Consider the following 17,282-nt stretch of genomic DNA (forward strand, 5'->3'; position numbering starts at 1 on the left):
GTGACCCGTGCGCCCACTACGCTTTTTGTCCAGTTCGTCGAACATCGTGTGCTATGTCATCACACACCTATTCGGTGTACCTCGTCCAGCATCCGGGGTCGCAGGGCGGCGAGCGCCAGGTCACGTCGCCGGTCTCGGGGTCGGCGCTCGACTTCTACGAGTCGGGCGTGTGGCTGACCCGCGAGGAGGGCAAGAACTTCTTCCCCTACGAGCAGATACGGACCATCCGCGAGCATCCGGGCGGCGATTCAGAGACCGAGAGTAGCGACTCAGGCGAACACGGAGACGACTCGGTTCGCGACGAGGGCGCGGAGGAGGATATGTTGGAGTGAGTCCCGAGGAACTGCGAAGGACCTCGGAAGAATTGTCGGACTGAGTCAGAGTTCAAGTCCGACGACTTCGCGGTTCAGGATGTCTGCGTACCCCGAAAAGGAGAGTTTGAGTTGCGGGACGCCGGGGAAGGTGAGCGTCTGGAGCGCGAGCATCGGGCGCTCTACGTCCGCTCCGAGTCGCCGAATCGCGGCCCCGACCGCGCTGTAGAGCTTCGCGGTCTCCTCGACTTCGAGGTCCGAACAGACGCCCGCGATTCGAGTCGGGAGTTCCGCGACGACTCCCTCGTCTTCGACGACCGCCCACCCGCCGCCCATCTCCTCGACGCGGCCGACCGCGGTTTGCATCGCGTCGTCGTCGGCACCAACCGCGACGACGCCGGTCGCTTCCCACGTCACGCTGGTCGCGACCGCACCCCGTTCGAGACCGTAGCCAGTCAGGAATCCGGTGAATCCGGTGCCATCGCCCTTCGGGTGGCGGTCGAGCAGGGTCGCCTTCAAAATTCCGGCGTCGGGGTCGGCGACCAGTTCGTCGCCTTCGACCGGGGGCGAGACGGTCGTCTCGCCCGACAGCAGGCCGCCCCGGTACTCGATTGCGCGGACCGTCGGGGTGTCGCCGCTCTCGCCCGCGACGGCGTCGGCCGGCACCCGGAACTCCGCGGGGTCGGTCGAGACGTTCACCGAGTCGTAGAACGCCTCGGGGTACTCGTGGGTCCGGGGCGCGACCTTCGACTCGCCCTTGTTGTAGACCACTTCGCCGCCGCTCACGACAGTCGAGACCGTGACGGCTTCGAGGTCGCTGATGAGAACGATGTCGGCGGTGCTACCGGGCGAGAGCGACCCGACTCCCTCGGCGTCGAGTCCGAAGTGTCGGGCGGGGTTGAGGGTCGCCATCAGGAGCGCGTCGGCAGGTTCGACGCCCTCCTCGATGGCCCGCCGGACGACCGCGTCCATGTACCCCTCGTCGATGAGTTCGCTCGGCCACATGCCGTCCGACGACAGCGAGACTTCGGCGGGGTCCACGTCGGGGTAGGCGTCGCCGACGGCGGCCATGTCGTCGCGAATCGAGCCGTAGCGACCGATTGCGTGGACGCCGTTCTCGACGCGCTCCACGATGTCCTCGCCCGAGATGGCCTCGTGGTCGTCGTCGATGATGGTGGCGAACGCCGAGAGTTTCGCACCCGAGCATCCGGCGGCGTGGCCCGAGACGGTCTTTCCCTCCTCGCGAGCGCGCTCGTAGAGCATCTCGGCGGGCGTGTCTCGCCCGACGGCGTGAATCCAGTCGGTCTCGCCGACGCCGACCACGCGGTCGTCGGCGAGCAGGTCCGCGAGGGCTTGGGCCTCCTCGTCGTCGGCGCGCCGGGGTTCGAAGGTGTCGAGCAGGGGTTGGGGCGGGACGGTGACTCGGACCCGGACCGGGAGGTAGGAGGTCGCGGCGAGCAACTGCTCGACGCCCTCCGCGCCGAACGCCGGGCCGTAGCCCGTGACCTCCGACACCACGGTCGTCGTGCCGTGTTCGACCGCGTAATGATATGCGCTCTCGAACGTCTGGTGCAAATCGAGGTGGGTGTGTGCGTCCACGAACCCCGGCGCGACGACGCGGTTGCTCGCGGTGATTACTCTCGTGTCCTCGCCGATGACCGACTCCGCGTCCTCGGGGAGTGCGGCGATTCGGTCGTCCACCACGGCCACGTCGCGGGCCTGGAACTCGCGGCACTCGGGAACGAAGACCCGACCGCCGGTAATCACGAGGTCGGCGGGCTCCTCGCCGAGCGCGACCGATTGGAGGTCGTTCACGCAGTCACCTCCCAGACCACGACGCCGCCCTGTTCGCGGGCTTCGACCTCGTCGCGTTCCGCCAGCACGTCGAGGTGGCCGACCGCCTCGCTCATCGCCGGGAAGTACTCGGTCGCGGGCAGGTCGTCGAACAGGCCGTCCATCACCTCGACCGCCGTCGTGGGACCCTCCTCGGCCACGATTTCCCGGACGTTCGCGGTCCGGTCCTCGTGGGCGGCCAGCACCTCGTCGATTCGCTGGCTCGGATTCTCGATTTCCGCGCGGTGGCCCGGCAGAAACCGGTCGAACTCCCGGTCGCGGAGTCGTTCGAGCGACCGATTGAACGCCGGGAGGACGCGGGGTCGCTCGCCGCCCTCCTCGGTGGGTGGCTGGAGCAGGGGGTTGGGCGTGATTTCGGCCAGCACGTGGTCGCCGACGAGCGCGCTCGCGCGCTCGTCGGCGACTGCATGGGTGTCGCCTTCGGCGTCCGTTTCGTACGTGAAGATGGTCTCGCCGGGCGCGTGGCCCGTCACGCGCTCGGCGGTGAGTCGAGTCTCGCCGACGGCGACCGTGTCGCCGTCGGCGAGCTTCACGTCGGTCTCGACGCTCGGCGCGACCGAGAGGAACGACTCGGGGAGGTCGGTGACGGTCTCGGCGGTCGTGCGCGCCATCCCGTGGCGCTCGAAGAAGTCGGCGAAGAACGACTGCTCGTAGTCGAGTCGGCCGTCGAAATCCGCGATTATCCGCGCCGTCTCGGGACTCGCGACCACCCGCGCGCCGTGGTCGCGCAGACGACTGGCGAGTCCGAAGTGGTCCGGGTGGGGGTGGGTGACGAGGACCTGCTCCACGTCGGTCGGTCCCAGCCCGCGAGTTTCGAGTTCGTCGAGCAGGGCCGCCCACGCCTCCTCGCTCCCGGGTCCGGGGTCCACGAGCGTCCGCCCGGAGAGATAGGCGTTGACCGGCCCGACCTGAAACGGCGTCGGTATCGAGAGCCGCGCAAACATATCCGAATCCTCGCCACCTGCCGATAAACCGTTTTTGACACGCGCTGGCGATTTGCGAAACTGTCGCACGTGGCGCGAGACCGCCCCGTCGTGTGTCTCGCGCGACGGTCCCGCGGGGACAAAGCATATATCTGTCCTCTGCGTAAGAACATAATGGGTGAGAACGATGAATAAACATTTCCGAGACGCGTGGTACTACGCCCGACGTGCGGGCGAACACCTCGCCCGAGGCGCACGCGAGGAACTCGAACCGGTCGAACGCCGAGTTCGGGCCGCGACAGGCCGCGAACGCGACGAAACGACCCGCACGGAGAAGTGGCGCGACGGACTCGAAGCCACCGAAGCGAAAGCCGAACGGCGAGTCCGGGGCGCGGTCCGACGCGCCCGCAAGCGAGTCTGAGACCGCGCGTTCCCCGTCCGCGATTTTTCGAACGTAAAGTAAGCCTTAAGTCCGGGAAGGGGGAACGTTGGACTGCGCGGGTTGGTAGTCTAGCCCGGTTATGACAGCTCCTTCACACGGAGCAGGTCGGCGGTTCGAATCCGCCCCAACCCATACTTCTGCCGCGAACAACACGGCGAGAGCCTTGTGCGCTCGCCACTCCGCGAGCGGCGGATTGCTGAATGTTGGGGCGGATTCGAACCACCACGCGAACCGTTTCACCTGTGGTCTGCGAATCTGTGCCATGGCCTGCCCGTATCTCGACTACCGCGAGTCGTCGGACGACGACTCGTTCGAGACGGCCCGCGCGTACTGCACCGTCGGGATGATTTCTCCGGCCGATATTACGGCCCACCTCTCGTAGGTAGAGGCGCCGAAAATCGGGCCGGGGTTCCCGCACTCGCCCGTAGTTGTCACCCCTTCGATTAACCGACTGGCTAGCCGCGCCGGGAACGCCACCACGCGTCGAGTCATGAAAGAAATTTTATACCACCAAGAGAGAACGAACAATGACGGTATGATACCGTGGTATGAACGAACGCGCTCGACGTTCGAATGTGATTCGGGGAGTCCGTCGCTCCGAACCGAGGAATCGCGAGGAATATGAACCGTAAGCAGTACCTCGTGTACCGACTCGTCTGGACGGTAGTCGGCGCGTGGGGCGCGCTCTCGGGTATCTTTCTGGCTTTCGCGCTCGCGCCCGACCCGGGGCAGTACAAAATCTGTCCCGGCGGTGGCTGTCGAGCAGCGTATCGCGCCGCGAGAAACTACGACGCGCCGCTTCACGAGCGGTATCTGTCGTGGATGGAGGGGTTTCTAACTTTCGACCTCGGAACGACGGTACGCGGCGAACCCATCGCAGGCGTTCTCGCCGACGCGAGTACCGTGACGCTCACCTACCTCGTACTCTCGGTCGCACTCGCGGTTATCGCCGGCGTCGGCGTGGGACTGTTCGTCGCGATGCGACCGGACAGTAAACTCCTCCGCGCCGTTCGAGCCGTCTCGTACGTCGGATTCGCGATTCCCACGTTCGTCGCCGCGTTGGGGGTGTTCTTCGTCGCGGTGGAGTATCTCGGCATCTACACGCTGGAGTACGACCACGAGCAGGCGCTGTTCACGGCTCGGAATCTCGTCGCACTCACGTTACCCGCGGGCGTCGTGACGGTGAACTTGTTCGCGATTCAGTTGCGGTACGCCCGTTCGGAATCGGTCGACATTCTGCAGAGAGACTTCATACGGGCGCTTCATGCCCGCGGGATGGGCACGGCGGTAGTGGTCAGGCACGTCCTCAAAAACGGGGCGACCTCGTTGCTGTCGGTGTTCTTCTCCGAACTCGTCGGCGTCGTGTTCGTCGTCCTCGTCGTGGTCGAAGTCATCTTCGACATTCCCGGATTCGGCCAGTTGCTCTACCGAGGAATACAGCAGCGCGACCTCGGCATCATTCTCGCGACCACGACCTTCCCCATCCTGCTGGTCATGGTCGGGAATTTCGTGCAGGACGTTGCGTACACCATCATCGACCCGAGAATCGAATCGGGGGCAGAATGAGTCGCCCAATCATCGCGAACGAGGAGGTTGCGGACGCCGACGGCCGAGACTCGCGACTGGCGCGGCGTGACTGGGCGTTCCTCGGGGTTTTAGCCGTCCTCACGGTTCTCCTCGTCGCGGACTGGCGAGGAGCGTTTCGGGTCGATTACGTCCTCTTCTCGTACGACTTCACGGGACTGGATTGGTTGTTCGTCTACGCCCTCGCGGTCCTCGCGTTCTACTTCGTCCTACCGCTGGCCATCAAACGACGACGGACCGCCGCGTACTGGCGGCGACTTCGGGCGGACCGGTGGGCGACCGCGAGTTTCGTCGTCCTCGTTGCGTTCGTGCTTCTCGGTCTCTTCGGACCGCTCGTCTTCCACCCTGACCGGCCTGTCTTCGGTGAGATGGGGCCGTACGGGGTCCCACTGACCCAACCGCCCGTCGGGTTCGATATCTTGTGGGGCGGCCCCTGTGCCGGTGCCGAGATAGACGGTCGCTGTCACGGGACGTGGCAGTACCCGCTCGGAACGACGCCGGGCGGGAAGGACGTGGTCGGGATGATAGTCGCCGGGACGCGAGTCGCGCTGGAAATCTCGGTCATCTGCGTCGCACTCCTCGTTCCGCTGGCGACCGTAGTTGGGACGACTGCCGCGACCTACGGCGGTCGAGTCGACGAGTTTCTCATGCGGTACGTCGATATTCAGCAGTCGATTCCGGCGTTCTTCGTGATTATTCTCGCCCAAGAGACGCTCGGCTACATCAACAAGGACACCGGCGGGAGCCTCCTGCTCGTCGTCCTCGTGTTCGGATTCATGAACTGGGGCGGAATCGCCCGGATTGTCCGGTCCGAGGCGCTCGAACTACAGGAGCAGTCTCACGTCCACGCCGCGAGGATTGCGGGGATGAGTGAATTCCGAATCGTGAGAACTCACGTCGTTCCGAACGCGCTCAGCACCATCTTCACCGCAGTTACGGTTCAAATCAGTTGGCTGTTGCTCCTCGAAACGACGCTGTCGTTTCTGGGCATCGGTTCGAAAGTCCACCCGTCGTGGGGGTACGTGATGACGACCAGCGCGCGGTCAGACTTCTTCCCGACCCACCACTGGTGGGGCGTCCTGTTTCCAGCGATTGTGCTTGCGGTGGCTGTCGTCGCACTCCAGATTCTCGGAGACGCCCTCAGAGACGTGACCGACCCTCGGATGAAGTAGCGCTCGCGGGAAGCGATTGAACCGTCGCCGAAGTACGCGACCCTGTTCTACCCGTCTCCGCCCTCTCGGGGACCGCAATCGTCGGACTTACCCTCTCACAGAACACCTCGAATACATCATATTCCCGACCGATGTATGACGTGGGCCGACGTGTGCGTCGTTGCGGGTCGCTACGGAATGCTCGAACACTACCGCACACGAACCATTTTACCCGCGGTCTGCGAACCTGTCCCATGACCTGCCCGTATCTCGACTACCGCGAGGCGTCCGGCGACGACTCGTTCGAGACGGCCCGCGCGTACTGCACCGTCGCCGAGCGGTTCGTACAGCCGATGCGCGCCGACATCTGCAACGACCGCTACGACCTCGACCACGAGGCCCACTGCGAAATCTATCGGGAACACGAGGACGGGACAGAGTCATCGGGTGACGACTCGTGAGCTACGACGCGTACCTCGGTGGTGAGCCAGTCATCATCACCGCCGCGTTGACCGGGGGCGTCCACGGGAAGGAGGCCAACCCCAATATTCCCGAGACGCCCGAAGAAATCGGTCGCGCGGCCGCCGACGCCGAGGCCGCGGGCGCGTCGGTCGTCCACCTCCACGCCCGGAAGCCGAACGGCGAGCGCGCCTTCTCGACCGAGCGATTTCAGGCGATTACCGACGAGGTGCGCGCCCGAACCGACGACATCATCGTCCAGCACTCGACCGGCGGGACGGGTGCCCCCCTCGAAGTTCGGCGGCAACCGCTTCGCACCGACCCCGCGCCCGAGATGGCGAGCCTCGACATGGGGCCGCTGAACCGCTACGACCACCTCACGAGCGAGAACACGCGCGGGATGGTCGATTCCCTGCACGACGAGATGGTCGAGCGCGGCATCAAGCCCGAACTGGAGGTGTTCAACGACGGCCATCTCAACGAGACTCACCAGCTTTTGGACCGCCGGAGCCTCGCCGACCCGGTGTACGCCACGCTCATCTTCGGGTCCGGAACCCTGACCCGGCCCCGCCCCCGGAACTTCCTGAACGCAATCGACAATCTGCCCGAAGGCGCACGATTCAACACGCTCGCATTCGGCCGCCACCAACTCCCGTTCGCGGCGATGGGGATGCTGTTCGGGGGTCACGTTCGGGTGGGTCTGGAGGACAACGTCTACTATCGGCGGGGGGAGTTAGCCGAGAGCAACGCCCAGTTGGTCGAGCGGGTGGCCGACCTCGCGTCGCTACTCGGCCGTGAGGTCGCGACCACGCGAGAGGCGAGAGAAATTCTCGGACTGGAGAGCCAGCGGTAGTCACCGCGAGAGCGAACTCGTCTCGACCGTCATCCGATTCCGAGTGGTCTCAAAGCCGACCTTCTTGTAGAAGCTCAGCGCGCGCTCGTTGTCAACGTCTACGTCAAGGGCGAGTTCCGAACACCCTTCCTCCCGTGCGCGTTCGACTGCACGCTCCATCAGTTCGCCAGCGAGTCCCTCGCCACGGTAGCTCCCACGGACGTAGAAATCACAGACGAGCAGGCGGTCCGGGCGGTCGAAAACGTCCGGTGCCTCGTCGATGTCGGTCGCGATGAAGCCGACGAAGTTACCGTCCGCGACGGCGATATCTCGTTCTGACTTTCCGTCGTCCGCGGGGTCGAAAGCGACCACGATTCGGTAGCTCTCCGTCCCGAGCCGTTCCATCTGGAAGTCCATCTCCGCGCTTACCACATCGGTATCGTCCGCGAGTGCGAACCCGTCGATGATCGCTTGCAGTTCGCGCTGGTACGGGACCCGCAACGCCTCGACGTATCGGCCTACAGCGGCTTCCTCGGCAGGCAATCGAAGGAACTCCATGGTTGACAGATTCCCCGAATAGTAATTTATCTCACGGTTCTAGGGAATCCTGAAGCGGCCGTCCCGTTCTGCGTCGGCGGACCGAGAATCGTCCAACAACCGCTACAGCCACTCGTCGGCCCACGACTCGACTTCGTCGAAGACCGGCCGGAGCGACTCGCCCTTGTCGGTCAGGCTGTAGTAGGTCGCCACCGGGGCGTCCTCCTCCAGTCGCCGGGTCACGAACCCCATCTCCCCGAGGTCGTCGAGGACGCGCGAGAGCGTCCGGGAACTCGCGTCGGTCGAGCGCTTGAGTTCGTTGAAGCGCTTCTCGCCGTCCTGGAGGTCGTGGAGCACGATGAGTCGCCACTGGGAGCCGATTTGTTCGAGCGAGTCGATGACCGAACACGCGCTCTCGCTGTACTCCTCGTCGGCCTGGTGGTCGCCGATTGCCATTACCGGACGAAGGCGCTCGGCTCGGATATAGGTTCCTCTTCGAATCAGGTAACGTCGTGCAACCGGCTTGCAGACGTTGACGGCGACGACGCTCCTCCGGGGCGATGACGCGGGCGTCACCCGGTGACGCCCGCGTCCGCGAGCGCCTAAGTGCGTTCGGAACCGAGCAGGGGTATGACCGAGCGCGTCCACGGCATCCACCACGTGACCGCCATCGCGGGTGACCCGCAGGCGAACGCGGACTTCTACACCGAAGTCCTCGGCCTGCGCCTCGTGAAGCGAACCGTGAACTTCGACGACACCACGACGTACCACCTCTACTACGGCGACGAGACCGGCACACCCGGCACCATCCTCACGTTCTTCCCGTTCGGAAACGCCCGCGGCGGGCGACCCGGACGCGGACAGGCGACCGCGACCGGATTCGTCGTCCCCGAGGGAGCTATCGACTACTGGGCCGACCGCCTCGAATCCGAGGGGCTCGACGTTGACGACCCCGAGGAGCGATTCGGCGAGACGGTCGTCGGGTTCCGCGACCCGGACGGCCAGCCGCTCGAACTGATTGCGGGCGACTCCGACATCGAACCGTGGGCCGACGGCCCGATTCCGGAAGAGTACGCTGTCCAGGGGTTCCACGGCGTCACGCTCCACACCCGCGACCCCGACGTGACCGGGTCGGTCCTCGAAGCGATGGGCTACGAGCGCGAGGCCGAAGAAGACGACCCCGAGGGCGGCGACCGCGTCCGGTACCGAACCGACGCCGAGCGCGCGACCGTCGTGGACCTGCTCACGCGCGAAGGCGAGCGCGCCGCGCCCGGCATCGGCACGGTCCACCACGTCGCCTTCCGGACGCCCGACGACGACTCGCAGATGGCGTGGCGCGACCGACTTTCGGAGGCCGGACTGTCGGTGACTCCGCAGAAGGACCGCCAGTACTTCCGGTCCATCTACTTCCGGGAACCCGGCGGCGTCCTGTTCGAAATCGCGACCGACCCGCCGGGATTCACCCGCGACGAGTCGGTCACGGACCTCGGAACCGACCTCAAACTACCGTCGTGGCTCGAAGGCGACCGCGAGCGAATCGAGCAGTCGCTCGCCGACCTCGAACCCGCCGACGCTCCGGAGGTGAGCTGAGATGCCCGGACCCCACCAGAATCAGTCGCTCGCGACCGCGGGCGCGGACCCCGAGGACGCGACTGCCGGTGTCGTGATGGTCCACGGGCGCGGTGCGAGCGCGCAGAGCATCCTCGGGATGGCCCGCGAGTTCGGTGTCGATGACGTGGCCTACGTCGCGCCGCAGGCTCAGCGCGGGACGTGGTATCCGAACTCCTTCATGGCCCCAATCCCGTCAAACGAACCGCACCTGACCTCGGCGCTCGAGGCCGTCGGAGACGCGATTTCGACCCTCTCGAACGCCGGAATTCCCGAGGACAGAATCCTCCTGCTCGGCTTCTCGCAGGGCGCGTGCCTCTCCAGCGAATTCGTCGCCCGGAACGCCCGACGATACGGCGGTCTCGCGGCGTTCAGCGGCGGCCTCATCGGTCCGGAAGGAACGCCGCGCGATTACGACGGGTCGCTCGACGGCACGCCCGTCTTTCTGGGGTGTAGCGACCGCGACCCCCACATCCCGGTTGAGCGCGTCCACGAGACCGCCGACGTGTTCGAAGCGATGGACGCCGACGTGACCGAGCGCATCTACGAGGGGATGGGCCACACCGTTAACGAGGACGAAATCGAGTTCGTCGCCGACCTGCTCGCCGACCTCACCGCCGACTGAGCCGAGGGGTTCGCAGGCCGCGTTCGCGACTCGCTTCCACCCTATCGCTCCAAACAACTATATATTAATCATAGAAAATATTTAACTGTTTGTCGCCGTCCGTGCGGATGTAGTTGGCCCACCATGAGCACGGACCCCGATTCCCTCGACACGGCGACTGACTCGAACCTCACGCAAACCGGCTCGGAACCCACCGTCTCGAACCCCGCCGAACCCATCACGCGGGAGTCCGACGCCCTCCCGCGCGACGACCGGCCGTTTCTCGGTCTCCGTTCGGTCGTCGTGACCTACGACGACCGCCCCGACCGCCGGACCGTCTACCCCGAGGGTCTTTCCAGCGTCGAGCGCATGTCCACATGGTTCACCGCGAACGACGGCGCGTTCGTGGACCTCGACGGCGCGCGGTGACGCAACCGCGCGCCGCCGGACAGTTTCAAATCACTATTTCAATTTACGCTAGAATTTTTAAGTGATCTCGCTCAGCCGTCTCGTATATGGACCTCGCGTATCGCCTGCTACTCTACGCCGTCGCCACGGTCGGTCCGACCCTGCTGTTTCTCGGTCTCGTGCGCTTTCTGGAGTGGTTGCGTGACGACGCACTGCTCGTCCGTATCGCCGAGAGCGAGGATGCGGCCCCGAACGCGCGTCAGGCCGCCGCGAACGCTGTCGAGAAGCGCGATGGCCCGCCGCTCACGGTTTCGCAGGCCGCCGTCCGAGCCATCGAAGACGAGGTGATTCGAACCGACGGCGAGAATCGAAGGTCCGAGTCCGTCGCCTGCCCGGCTTGTGGTGAGGCGAATCCCACTGACGTGACCTACTGCCAGCAGTGTGTCGGGAAACTGGACTGACTCGGCGACCTCTCCGGTGGCGGAGTCGTCCGTCACGGATTGGACTACGCGGGGAGACGCGACCGGTTCGACAGCGAAACTGCGGAAAGAAGGACCGGGGTTACTCTTCGGGTTCCTGCTCGTCGCTGTCGTCGTCGCTACCGAGCAGGTCGAGTTCCGCGAGATACTCCTCGGTCTCGTCGTTCGAGAGTTCGAGGAACGACTCGGACTCGGCGTCCACGGTCGCCAAGCCGACGCCCTCGGGGCTGAGTTCGTTGTCGTTGACCGAAGCCAGCGCGCGGAGCGCGAGTTCGATGCCGCCGTCCAGGTCCATCGCCTCGGTGTAGTTGTCTTCGAGGTACTCCTGAAGCTCGCCGCGGTCCGCGCCGACTGCGAGCGCCTTCCACTCGTAGGGCGTCCCCGACGGGTCGGTCTCGTAGAGGCGGGGTTCGCCGTTCTCGATGCCGCCGATGATGAGCGCGACGCCGAACGGGCGCGCGCCGCCGACCTGCGTGTACTGCTGGATGTGGTCGGTGACTTCCTTGGTCAGCGTCTCGACGCCGATGGGTTCGCCGTAGCGCAGGCGGTTGACCTGGGCCTGCCGTCGAGCGAAGTCGATGAGCTGACGGGCGTCGGCGACGTGGCCCGCCGAGGCGATGCCGATGTGGTTGTCGGCTTTGTGAATCTTTTCGACGCTGGTCCGTTCCATGAGTTCCGAACGGATGCGCTTGTCCACGGCCAGCACGACGCCGCCTTCCGTGCGGACGCCGATACTCGCCGTGCCGCGCTTGACGGCCTCGCGGGCGTACTCGACTTGGTAGAGGCGTCCGTCCGGGGAGAAGATGGTAATCCCGCGGTCGTAGGCCTGCTGTTGGGCTTGTCCCTGCATAGTGGTATCACTCGAAATCGAGTTCCGTCGCGCCCGCGAACGCGCCGTCGGTCCGCACGTCGTAGCGATTGCCTCGCACGACTGCGGACCGCTGGTCGTCCTCGAACACGACTTTTCTCTCGTCAGGAATTTGGCCGTCTCGTCGTAAATACTTTTCTTCACAGGCACGGACCGTACCGCTTATACCTGCGACGAACAGGCCCACGGGGTCGCCCCGAATCTCGTCCACGCACGCGAGCGCCGCGCGGGCCTCGTCGGCGTGTCCGTGGCGCGCGCGGACGATGGCCTCGCCCGTGCCGTCCGCGAACTCGAAGTGGAGGACTTTGCAGTCGGCGTCGGCGCTTCCGGCGTCGCCGAGGAGGTTCTGAGTCGCGAACCAGACGCTCCGCTGGAAGTCCCGGCGGTCGAGGTCGGCGTCGGGCCACGTTTCGAGGTGGACCGCGAGGTAGCGCCAGCGCGGCCGGAGGTGTTTTGGGAGGTGTTTCATCGGTAGTTGGCGGGGTTTGGCGCGGACGCGGCTTGAAAGGTGGGTTTGGATTGTCTAGAAGTGTCGAGAAACGCGGGTAAATGTCTAACGTCGCACGTCCGTCTGACGAATCTATTTGTGTCCAGTGTTCGGAACGTCTCGCACATGAATCTCGACCACCTCGACTTGGAGGAAGTCACTATCGAACTGGAGGAGGCCGAACTCGAACAGATAGACGATATCGCGTTCGCGGAGTATCGGGACAACCGGGAGGCCGCGATTCGGGATTTGTTGGACGTGTGGTTGAAAGGGCGCGAGGAGTGAGGTGTCGCGAGAGTCGGTCGAAATCTCCCCTACACTTCTTCGGCGCGCTCGGCCACCAACACGCCCACCTGCTCGTGAACTCGCTCCACGGCCACCAGCGAGAACCCGACATCGGTCATGACATCCGCGAGATGCCCCACGGTCGAAGGGTCGTCCACTTCCGGGCCGTAAAACGGCTCGTCGGGGTCCGGCAGTCCGAAGAACATCACGTCGCCCAAGACGAACCGTCGGGGACCCATCTCGGCGATGACTTCGATGGCCTCGCGCTTCTCCTCGTCGCTCAGGTGGTGCATCGCGAAGTTCGAGACAACGATATCGGCTTCCTCGACATTCGGCTCTCGGAAGCGTCCTTCTCCAAATTCCACGTTCTCGATGCCTTGCTCGTCGGCCTTCTCCTGGGCGCGCTCCATCATTCCCTCGCTGATGTCCCGGCCGATTACCTTCTCGGCGTCGTCGGCGAGCGCCAGCGCGATGGCTCCCGTGCCGGTGCCGAGGTCCACCACGGTATCTCCCTCCTCGGGGGCGGCGTGTTCGACCACGAGCGAGACGCAGGCGCGGTACTCCTCGGTGTCGTTCTGGCTGTCGTCGTACTCGCCCGCCACGTCGTCGAAGCGCGCGGCGTGTTCCTCAAGGCTCTTCTTCATACCTGCCGCGTTTGACCCCCGGCGCTATGAAATCGTCGGACGCGCGCTCGCGGTTGCGCTCGGCGAGGCGACCCCACTCGCGAAGGCCGTCTCGAATCTGGTCCTCGGAGAAGCCGATGGTCTCGCCGATGGCGACCAGTTCGCGCGGGCCGCGAATCTGGAGGTGATTCGTCGGGTCGGCGCTCACGACGAACGGCGCGTCGTACTGGGTCACGATTTCCCGAAGCTTTCGAAGGTCTTGGAGGGCTTGGACGCGCGGTCCGCCGTCGCTCCGGAGGACCCGCGAGAGATTGAACTCCACGCGAACGTCGTACTCGGCGGCGGCCTTCGCGAGCACGTGGTTGAAGTCACCACGGCCTTCCATCGGGTGAGCCAGCACGTCCACGCGGTCGGACTCGACCGCGAAGCGATTCAGGCTGGGCGTCCCGCCGTGGACCAACAGCACGGTACACTTGGGTCGGTAGTTCCCGACGTGGCCCGCCGCGACCTCGGGGTTGTCGGCCCGGATTTCGACCGCCTCGACCACGTCCACGCCGTACTCCTCGCGGATGCGCTCGGGGTCGGTGTCGTACTCGGCGGTCGCGTCGCTGTGGTTGCGCACGACCACGCCGTCGAACTCGTAGTCGGCGGCGGTGGCGGCCATGCGCGCCACGGTGCTGTCGCCGTCCGGATGGGCGTGAACGCCCTCGTAAAATACCATGTAGAATCCGTTCTTTCGGCCTGATAGTTCTCTCGGCAAGGCTTTGATTCTGTCCCTTCGGCTCTCGTCCCATCAACTGAACAGATTTATTGTCTTTCAGAAATCGGTAGTCAATAGTGACTCGGCGGGACCCTACCAGTCGAGATAACTGGTCGAGCGACAGAATGGAAATCGCGTATCGAGAGTCGCGAGCCGTCTTGGACGCTCAAAAGCGGACTATTAGCGAGATAGACGACAAGGCGACCCGCGCAGTTCGGATAACCGTCCTTCTCCTCGGAGGTCTCATTTCGGTTTGGCAGTTCGCTGGCACCGTGTTCAACACGTGGTTAGCGTTCTGGGGTGGAGTGTCCCTGTTTTGCTCCTTGGGGTTCGGCGTCGCCACATATCACGAATCAGACCTCATACTCGGCCCTACCGAGGAGTATCTCGACGAACTCAATTACCAATCAGAGAGTCTCGAAGGCGGTTGGGAGACGGACCTCGTGGACTCGTACAGTGGGTTCGTCGGCACGAACGCCGAGGATATCGAGTTCAACGGAAATCTCCTGCTCGGACAGCAAGTCTTCTTGGTCGAAGGTGTACTCCTGTTTGGACTCTCAATCGTATTCTAACCCCGGAATTTTTATGTCTCACCGCCGTACGATACAATATATGAGTCGGCAGTCGCAGGCAGAACTGGAACGCAAAGGCCAACGGAGCAACAAAAGTCCCGCGCTTCTGACGAAGTTGCTCCGCCGCGCTACTACGGCCAAGTCTGACGACGAATAGTTCTTCGAAGGGGATAACACTCTGTCACCGGCAAATAGTACCGAGCAAAAGCACCCGAGCCCTCAGAACTGATACCGTCGGTCGTCGTTCTGCTGGGCCTGTGGGAACTGATTCGCGCCGGTCATCTCGCCGTAGGTCATCCCCGTCAGGTACTCGTCGTAGGTGGTGTCGTAGCCGCCCCGGAGGTGGAAGTCGAGGTTCCCGGTCTCGACCGCGCTCTGGAACAGCATGTGGACCGCCCGCCGGAGGAGTTCGTCGGTGTCCTCGGGGTCGAGCGCGACGTTGAGCATCGCGAGTTCGTTCCGGGTCTCGCGGTCGAGACCCACCGCGAGTTCGTCGCCGAGGTCGGCGTACTCGGCTTCTAAATCGTCCTGAAGGTCGTCGAGACTCATGCCCGAACCGTCGGGCGCGGGCCGGAAACGCCTTTCGACCCGTGGCGACGGTCGCCCTGTGGCGACCGTCGCTGCTCACTGCTGCCCGGCGCTCGCCTCCGCCCGCCGTTCGGTTCCTCCGCCGCGAACTTCAAGTAGTCGGGCGTGGTGGCCCTCGTGGGGAACTACGATGGAGAAAAACGTCGGCGGACTCGACCAAGGCATCCGCATCACGCTCGGGCCGCTCCTGCTCGTGGCCGCAATCGGCTCGCTGGTGAGAAGCATCCGGCTCAGACCCTCGCTCACGGCGGGCGCGTTCGCGGTCGGCGCGATACTCACCGTCACGGGCCTGACCCAGCAGTGTCCCGGAAATCGCGCGCTCGGACTGGACACGTACGGTCCGAGCGAACTGTCCGAGGAGGCCCGGACGGTGCGCGAGCGAGCGGTTCAGTAGCGCGAACCCGGTCGTTCTCGACTATTTTGGCCTACAGCAGTTGCTCGTCACACTCTCGACAGGTCGCCCTGTCGGCCCAGTTTCTGGTTCCGCACCCGGGACACTCCGCCGACCCCGCGCCGTCCTCGTTGTGCCCCTCGAACGCCCACAGGCCGCCGACGAGCATCAGTCCGACACCCGCACCCAGCAGGCCGACGACGCCGATTGTCGGTAGCGCGACCGCTCCCGCGACGAGTGCGGCCCCGGCGACGAACAGCGTCCGCGGAGCGTCGGTCACGGTGGAGCGGTGTTGCGGGTCGGGAATAAACCCTCTGCAGTCGCCGTGGAGTTTGGCGAAAGCGGCGCGGGGGGGGGGGGGGGGGGGGGGGGGGGGCGCCGGCCCCGCGAGGGGCGGAGCCCCCACCGGGGCCGGGGGGGGGGCGGGGAATAACCCTTCTGTGGGCGCGGTGGTTTTTTGCTACCGGGGCGCGGCGATTCGGCGCGGTTGCGCCGAATCGCCGCGCCTTTACCGGACTCGTCCCTACCTGGATTCGATGAGCGACGCCGACGAACGCGACTCCTCGCTCCCCGACAACCGTCCCGAGATTCGGACGGCCCTGATTTCGTGGTACGAGGCCGACCACCGACGCTTCCCGTGGCGCGAGACCGACGACGCCTACGAGATTCTGATTTCGGAGGTCATGAGCCAGCAGACCCAACTCGGCCGGGTCGTCGAGGCGTGGGAGGCGTTCCTCGACCGGTGGCCGACCGCCGAAGAGTTGGCGGCCGCCGACCGGGCCGACGTGGTAGGGTTCTGGACGACCCACAGCCTCGGCTACAACAATCGCGCGAAGTACCTTCACGAGGCCGCTCGGCAGGTGGTCGAGGAGTACGACGGTGACTTCCCGACGACCCCCGCCGAACTCAAGAATCTGATGGGTGTGGGTCCCTACACCGCGAACGCGGTCGCCTCGTTCGCGTTCAACAACGGCGACGCCGTGGTCGATACCAACGTCAAGCGCGTGCTCCACCGCGCCTTCGACGTGCCCGACGACGACGCCGAGTTCGAGGCCGCCGCGACCGAGCTGATGCCGGAGGGCGAGTCCCGCGTCTGGAACAACGCCATCATGGAACTGGGTGGGGTCGCGTGCGAGAAGTCGCCGAAGTGCGAGTCTGCGGGATGTCCGTGGCGCGAGTGGTGTCACGCCTACGAGACCGGCGATTTTACGGCTCCCGACGTTCCCACGCAACCGAGTTTCGAGGGGAGTCGGCGGCAGTTTCGGGGGCGCGTGATTTCGACGCTCAAAGAGTACGACGAACTCCCGCTGTCGAAACTCGGCCCGCGCGTGCGAGTGGACTACAGTTCCGACGGCCAGTACGGTCGGAAGTGGCTCGAAGGGATTCTGTCGGACCTCGAACGCGACGGTCTGGTCGAATTTGCGGCCGACGAAAACGCCAACGGAGAGACCGAAACGGTTGCACGGCTCAGACGGTAGCAATCTACTGCGTTCGTCACCCGATTCTTACTGAGTTA

General features: G+C 64.9%; 24 protein-coding genes and 1 tRNA gene. 15 read left to right on the plus strand and 10 right to left on the minus strand.

The features are described from left to right. Positions 1-53 precede the first annotated feature (53 nt). Entirely contained in the window at positions 54-332 is a 279-nt protein-coding gene (locus EKH81_RS07445) for a hypothetical protein (protein ID WP_202935091.1), read from the plus strand. Positions 333-377: 45 nt separating this feature from the next. Here EKH81_RS07445 and EKH81_RS07450 read toward each other — a convergent pair whose 3' ends face one another. Further along, a complete protein-coding gene (locus EKH81_RS07450; RefSeq protein ID WP_162224576.1) occupies positions 378-2,126 on the minus strand; it encodes an adenine deaminase C-terminal domain-containing protein in 1,749 nt (582 codons plus the stop codon). Continuing rightward, a complete protein-coding gene (locus EKH81_RS07455; protein WP_162224577.1) occupies positions 2,123-3,109 on the minus strand; it encodes an MBL fold metallo-hydrolase in 987 nt (328 codons plus the stop codon). Before EKH81_RS07455 ends, EKH81_RS07450 begins: the two co-directional genes overlap by 4 nt. A gap of 166 nt (positions 3,110-3,275) precedes the next feature. On the opposite strand from EKH81_RS07455, the gene EKH81_RS07460 reads away from it, so the two are divergent. The 6 genes from EKH81_RS07460 to EKH81_RS07485 all read left to right on the plus strand — a co-directional run bounded on the left by EKH81_RS07460 (position 3,276) and on the right by EKH81_RS07485 (position 7,577). Beyond that, positions 3,276-3,509, plus strand: a complete 234-nt coding sequence (locus tag EKH81_RS07460) for a DUF7553 family protein (RefSeq protein WP_132059835.1) — start codon at positions 3,276-3,278, stop codon at positions 3,507-3,509. A 78-nt stretch (positions 3,510-3,587) separates the two neighbouring features. Further along, positions 3,588-3,662 (plus strand) — tRNA-Val (locus EKH81_RS07465). Between the two features lie 489 nt (positions 3,663-4,151). Next, a complete protein-coding gene (locus EKH81_RS07470; RefSeq protein ID WP_132059833.1) occupies positions 4,152-5,096 on the plus strand; it encodes an ABC transporter permease in 945 nt (314 codons plus the stop codon). Continuing rightward, a complete protein-coding gene (locus tag EKH81_RS07475) occupies positions 5,093-6,286 on the plus strand; it encodes an ABC transporter permease (RefSeq protein WP_132059831.1) in 1,194 nt (397 codons plus the stop codon). The genes EKH81_RS07470 and EKH81_RS07475 overlap by 4 nt, the downstream gene beginning before the upstream one ends. A 233-nt stretch (positions 6,287-6,519) precedes the next feature. Beyond that, complete coding sequence (locus tag EKH81_RS07480) at positions 6,520-6,726, plus strand: hypothetical protein (RefSeq protein ID WP_132059829.1); 207 nt, start codon at positions 6,520-6,522, stop codon at positions 6,724-6,726. Then, positions 6,723-7,577 (plus strand): beta-keto acid cleavage family enzyme, encoded by an 855-nt coding sequence (locus EKH81_RS07485; protein WP_132059827.1) that lies wholly within the window; start codon positions 6,723-6,725, stop codon positions 7,575-7,577. The genes EKH81_RS07480 and EKH81_RS07485 overlap by 4 nt, the downstream gene beginning before the upstream one ends. Here the strand turns inward: EKH81_RS07485 and EKH81_RS07490 are convergent, their stop codons facing one another. Then, positions 7,578-8,114, minus strand: coding sequence for a GNAT family N-acetyltransferase (locus EKH81_RS07490; protein WP_132059824.1), 537 nt, complete (start codon positions 8,112-8,114; stop codon positions 7,578-7,580). Positions 8,115-8,216: 102 nt separating this feature from the next. After that, positions 8,217-8,549, minus strand: a complete 333-nt coding sequence (locus tag EKH81_RS07495; protein ID WP_132059822.1) for a winged helix-turn-helix transcriptional regulator — start codon at positions 8,547-8,549, stop codon at positions 8,217-8,219. Positions 8,550-8,723: 174 nt separating this feature from the next. Here EKH81_RS07495 and EKH81_RS07500 point away from each other — a divergent pair, with 174 nt between their 5' ends. The 4 genes from EKH81_RS07500 (at position 8,724) to EKH81_RS07515 (ending at position 11,174) form a co-directional block, all read left to right on the plus strand. Continuing rightward, positions 8,724-9,683, plus strand: a complete 960-nt coding sequence (locus EKH81_RS07500) for a ring-cleaving dioxygenase (protein ID WP_132059820.1) — start codon at positions 8,724-8,726, stop codon at positions 9,681-9,683. A gap of 1 nt (position 9,684) precedes the next feature. After that, positions 9,685-10,326, plus strand: a complete 642-nt coding sequence (locus EKH81_RS07505; RefSeq protein WP_132059818.1) for an alpha/beta hydrolase — start codon at positions 9,685-9,687, stop codon at positions 10,324-10,326. A gap of 123 nt (positions 10,327-10,449) precedes the next feature. After that, positions 10,450-10,734, plus strand: a complete 285-nt coding sequence (locus tag EKH81_RS07510) for a DUF7511 domain-containing protein (RefSeq protein WP_132059816.1) — start codon at positions 10,450-10,452, stop codon at positions 10,732-10,734. A gap of 86 nt (positions 10,735-10,820) precedes the next feature. Beyond that, positions 10,821-11,174 (plus strand): DUF7577 domain-containing protein, encoded by a 354-nt coding sequence (locus EKH81_RS07515; RefSeq protein WP_132059814.1) that lies wholly within the window; start codon positions 10,821-10,823, stop codon positions 11,172-11,174. A gap of 100 nt (positions 11,175-11,274) precedes the next feature. Here the strand turns inward: EKH81_RS07515 and psmA are convergent, their stop codons facing one another. Together psmA and EKH81_RS07525 are read right to left on the minus strand one after the other, a co-directional pair. Continuing rightward, a complete protein-coding gene (gene psmA, locus EKH81_RS07520; protein WP_132059812.1) occupies positions 11,275-12,042 on the minus strand; it encodes an archaeal proteasome endopeptidase complex subunit alpha in 768 nt (255 codons plus the stop codon). A gap of 7 nt (positions 12,043-12,049) precedes the next feature. Next, positions 12,050-12,529: an Rpp14/Pop5 family protein gene (locus EKH81_RS07525; RefSeq protein WP_132059810.1), complete on the minus strand. Its 480-nt coding sequence runs from the start codon at positions 12,527-12,529 to the stop codon at positions 12,050-12,052. Positions 12,530-12,673: 144 nt separating this feature from the next. Here EKH81_RS07525 and EKH81_RS07530 point away from each other — a divergent pair, with 144 nt between their 5' ends. Then, positions 12,674-12,832 (plus strand): ribbon-helix-helix protein, CopG family, encoded by a 159-nt coding sequence (locus EKH81_RS07530; RefSeq protein ID WP_132059808.1) that lies wholly within the window; start codon positions 12,674-12,676, stop codon positions 12,830-12,832. 29 nt (positions 12,833-12,861) lie between these two features. Here the strand turns inward: EKH81_RS07530 and EKH81_RS07535 are convergent, their stop codons facing one another. Continuing rightward, positions 12,862-13,476: a class I SAM-dependent methyltransferase gene (locus EKH81_RS07535; RefSeq protein ID WP_132059806.1), complete on the minus strand. Its 615-nt coding sequence runs from the start codon at positions 13,474-13,476 to the stop codon at positions 12,862-12,864. After that, complete coding sequence (locus EKH81_RS07540) at positions 13,460-14,176, minus strand: RNase P subunit p30 family protein (RefSeq protein WP_132059804.1); 717 nt, start codon at positions 14,174-14,176, stop codon at positions 13,460-13,462. Before EKH81_RS07540 ends, EKH81_RS07535 begins: the two co-directional genes overlap by 17 nt. A gap of 197 nt (positions 14,177-14,373) precedes the next feature. On the opposite strand from EKH81_RS07540, the gene EKH81_RS07545 reads away from it, so the two are divergent. After that, a complete protein-coding gene (locus tag EKH81_RS07545; RefSeq protein ID WP_132059802.1) occupies positions 14,374-14,787 on the plus strand; it encodes a hypothetical protein in 414 nt (137 codons plus the stop codon). 219 nt (positions 14,788-15,006) lie between these two features. On the opposite strand, the gene EKH81_RS07550 is transcribed toward EKH81_RS07545, so the two are convergent. Then, a complete protein-coding gene (locus tag EKH81_RS07550) occupies positions 15,007-15,336 on the minus strand; it encodes a ribbon-helix-helix protein (RefSeq protein WP_132059800.1) in 330 nt (109 codons plus the stop codon). Positions 15,337-15,505: 169 nt separating this feature from the next. On the opposite strand from EKH81_RS07550, the gene EKH81_RS07555 reads away from it, so the two are divergent. Continuing rightward, on the plus strand, positions 15,506-15,769 hold the full coding sequence (locus EKH81_RS07555) for a YgaP family membrane protein (protein ID WP_132059798.1): 264 nt from the start codon (positions 15,506-15,508) through the stop codon (positions 15,767-15,769). A gap of 31 nt (positions 15,770-15,800) precedes the next feature. Here the strand turns inward: EKH81_RS07555 and EKH81_RS07560 are convergent, their stop codons facing one another. Beyond that, the gene (locus EKH81_RS07560; protein WP_162224578.1) at positions 15,801-16,046 is read right to left on the minus strand and encodes a hypothetical protein; all 246 of its coding nucleotides are present in this window, start codon (positions 16,044-16,046) and stop codon (positions 15,801-15,803) included. 256 nt (positions 16,047-16,302) lie between these two features. Between EKH81_RS07560 and EKH81_RS07565 the strand changes: the two genes are divergently transcribed. After that, positions 16,303-17,244 (plus strand): HhH-GPD family protein, encoded by a 942-nt coding sequence (locus EKH81_RS07565; protein ID WP_132059796.1) that lies wholly within the window; start codon positions 16,303-16,305, stop codon positions 17,242-17,244. The last annotated feature ends 38 nt before the right edge of the window (positions 17,245-17,282 follow it).

The organism is Halorussus amylolyticus, from assembly GCF_004143485.2.
GTDB lineage: Archaea > Halobacteriota > Halobacteria > Halobacteriales > Haladaptataceae > Halorussus > Halorussus amylolyticus.

Excerpts from the sequence above, each read along its gene's own strand:
- EKH81_RS07480 (WP_132059829.1), top strand. The coding sequence starts at position 6,520 with ATGACCTGCCCGTATCTCGACTACCGCGAGGCGTCCGGCGACGACTCG.
- EKH81_RS07475 (WP_132059831.1), top strand. The coding sequence starts at position 5,093 with ATGAGTCGCCCAATCATCGCGAACGAGGAGGTTGCGGACGCCGACGGC.
- EKH81_RS07515 (WP_132059814.1), top strand. The coding sequence starts at position 10,821 with ATGGACCTCGCGTATCGCCTGCTACTCTACGCCGTCGCCACGGTCGGT.
- EKH81_RS07490 (WP_132059824.1), bottom strand. The coding sequence starts at position 8,114 with ATGGAGTTCCTTCGATTGCCTGCCGAGGAAGCCGCTGTAGGCCGATAC.
- EKH81_RS07530 (WP_132059808.1), top strand. The coding sequence starts at position 12,674 with ATGAATCTCGACCACCTCGACTTGGAGGAAGTCACTATCGAACTGGAG.
- EKH81_RS07500 (WP_132059820.1), top strand. The coding sequence starts at position 8,724 with ATGACCGAGCGCGTCCACGGCATCCACCACGTGACCGCCATCGCGGGT.
- EKH81_RS07505 (WP_132059818.1), top strand. The coding sequence starts at position 9,685 with ATGCCCGGACCCCACCAGAATCAGTCGCTCGCGACCGCGGGCGCGGAC.
- EKH81_RS07460 (WP_132059835.1), top strand. The coding sequence starts at position 3,276 with ATGAATAAACATTTCCGAGACGCGTGGTACTACGCCCGACGTGCGGGC.
- EKH81_RS07510 (WP_132059816.1), top strand. The coding sequence starts at position 10,450 with ATGAGCACGGACCCCGATTCCCTCGACACGGCGACTGACTCGAACCTC.
- EKH81_RS07455 (WP_162224577.1), bottom strand. The coding sequence starts at position 3,109 with ATGTTTGCGCGGCTCTCGATACCGACGCCGTTTCAGGTCGGGCCGGTC.
- EKH81_RS07550 (WP_132059800.1), bottom strand. The coding sequence starts at position 15,336 with ATGAGTCTCGACGACCTTCAGGACGATTTAGAAGCCGAGTACGCCGAC.
- EKH81_RS07495 (WP_132059822.1), bottom strand. The coding sequence starts at position 8,549 with ATGGCAATCGGCGACCACCAGGCCGACGAGGAGTACAGCGAGAGCGCG.
- EKH81_RS07565 (WP_132059796.1), top strand. The coding sequence starts at position 16,303 with ATGAGCGACGCCGACGAACGCGACTCCTCGCTCCCCGACAACCGTCCC.
- EKH81_RS07470 (WP_132059833.1), top strand. The coding sequence starts at position 4,152 with ATGAACCGTAAGCAGTACCTCGTGTACCGACTCGTCTGGACGGTAGTC.
- EKH81_RS07445 (WP_202935091.1), top strand. The coding sequence starts at position 54 with ATGTCATCACACACCTATTCGGTGTACCTCGTCCAGCATCCGGGGTCG.
- EKH81_RS07555 (WP_132059798.1), top strand. The coding sequence starts at position 15,506 with ATGGAGAAAAACGTCGGCGGACTCGACCAAGGCATCCGCATCACGCTC.
- EKH81_RS07535 (WP_132059806.1), bottom strand. The coding sequence starts at position 13,476 with ATGAAGAAGAGCCTTGAGGAACACGCCGCGCGCTTCGACGACGTGGCG.
- EKH81_RS07525 (WP_132059810.1), bottom strand. The coding sequence starts at position 12,529 with ATGAAACACCTCCCAAAACACCTCCGGCCGCGCTGGCGCTACCTCGCG.
- EKH81_RS07540 (WP_132059804.1), bottom strand. The coding sequence starts at position 14,176 with ATGGTATTTTACGAGGGCGTTCACGCCCATCCGGACGGCGACAGCACC.
- psmA (WP_132059812.1), bottom strand. The coding sequence starts at position 12,042 with ATGCAGGGACAAGCCCAACAGCAGGCCTACGACCGCGGGATTACCATC.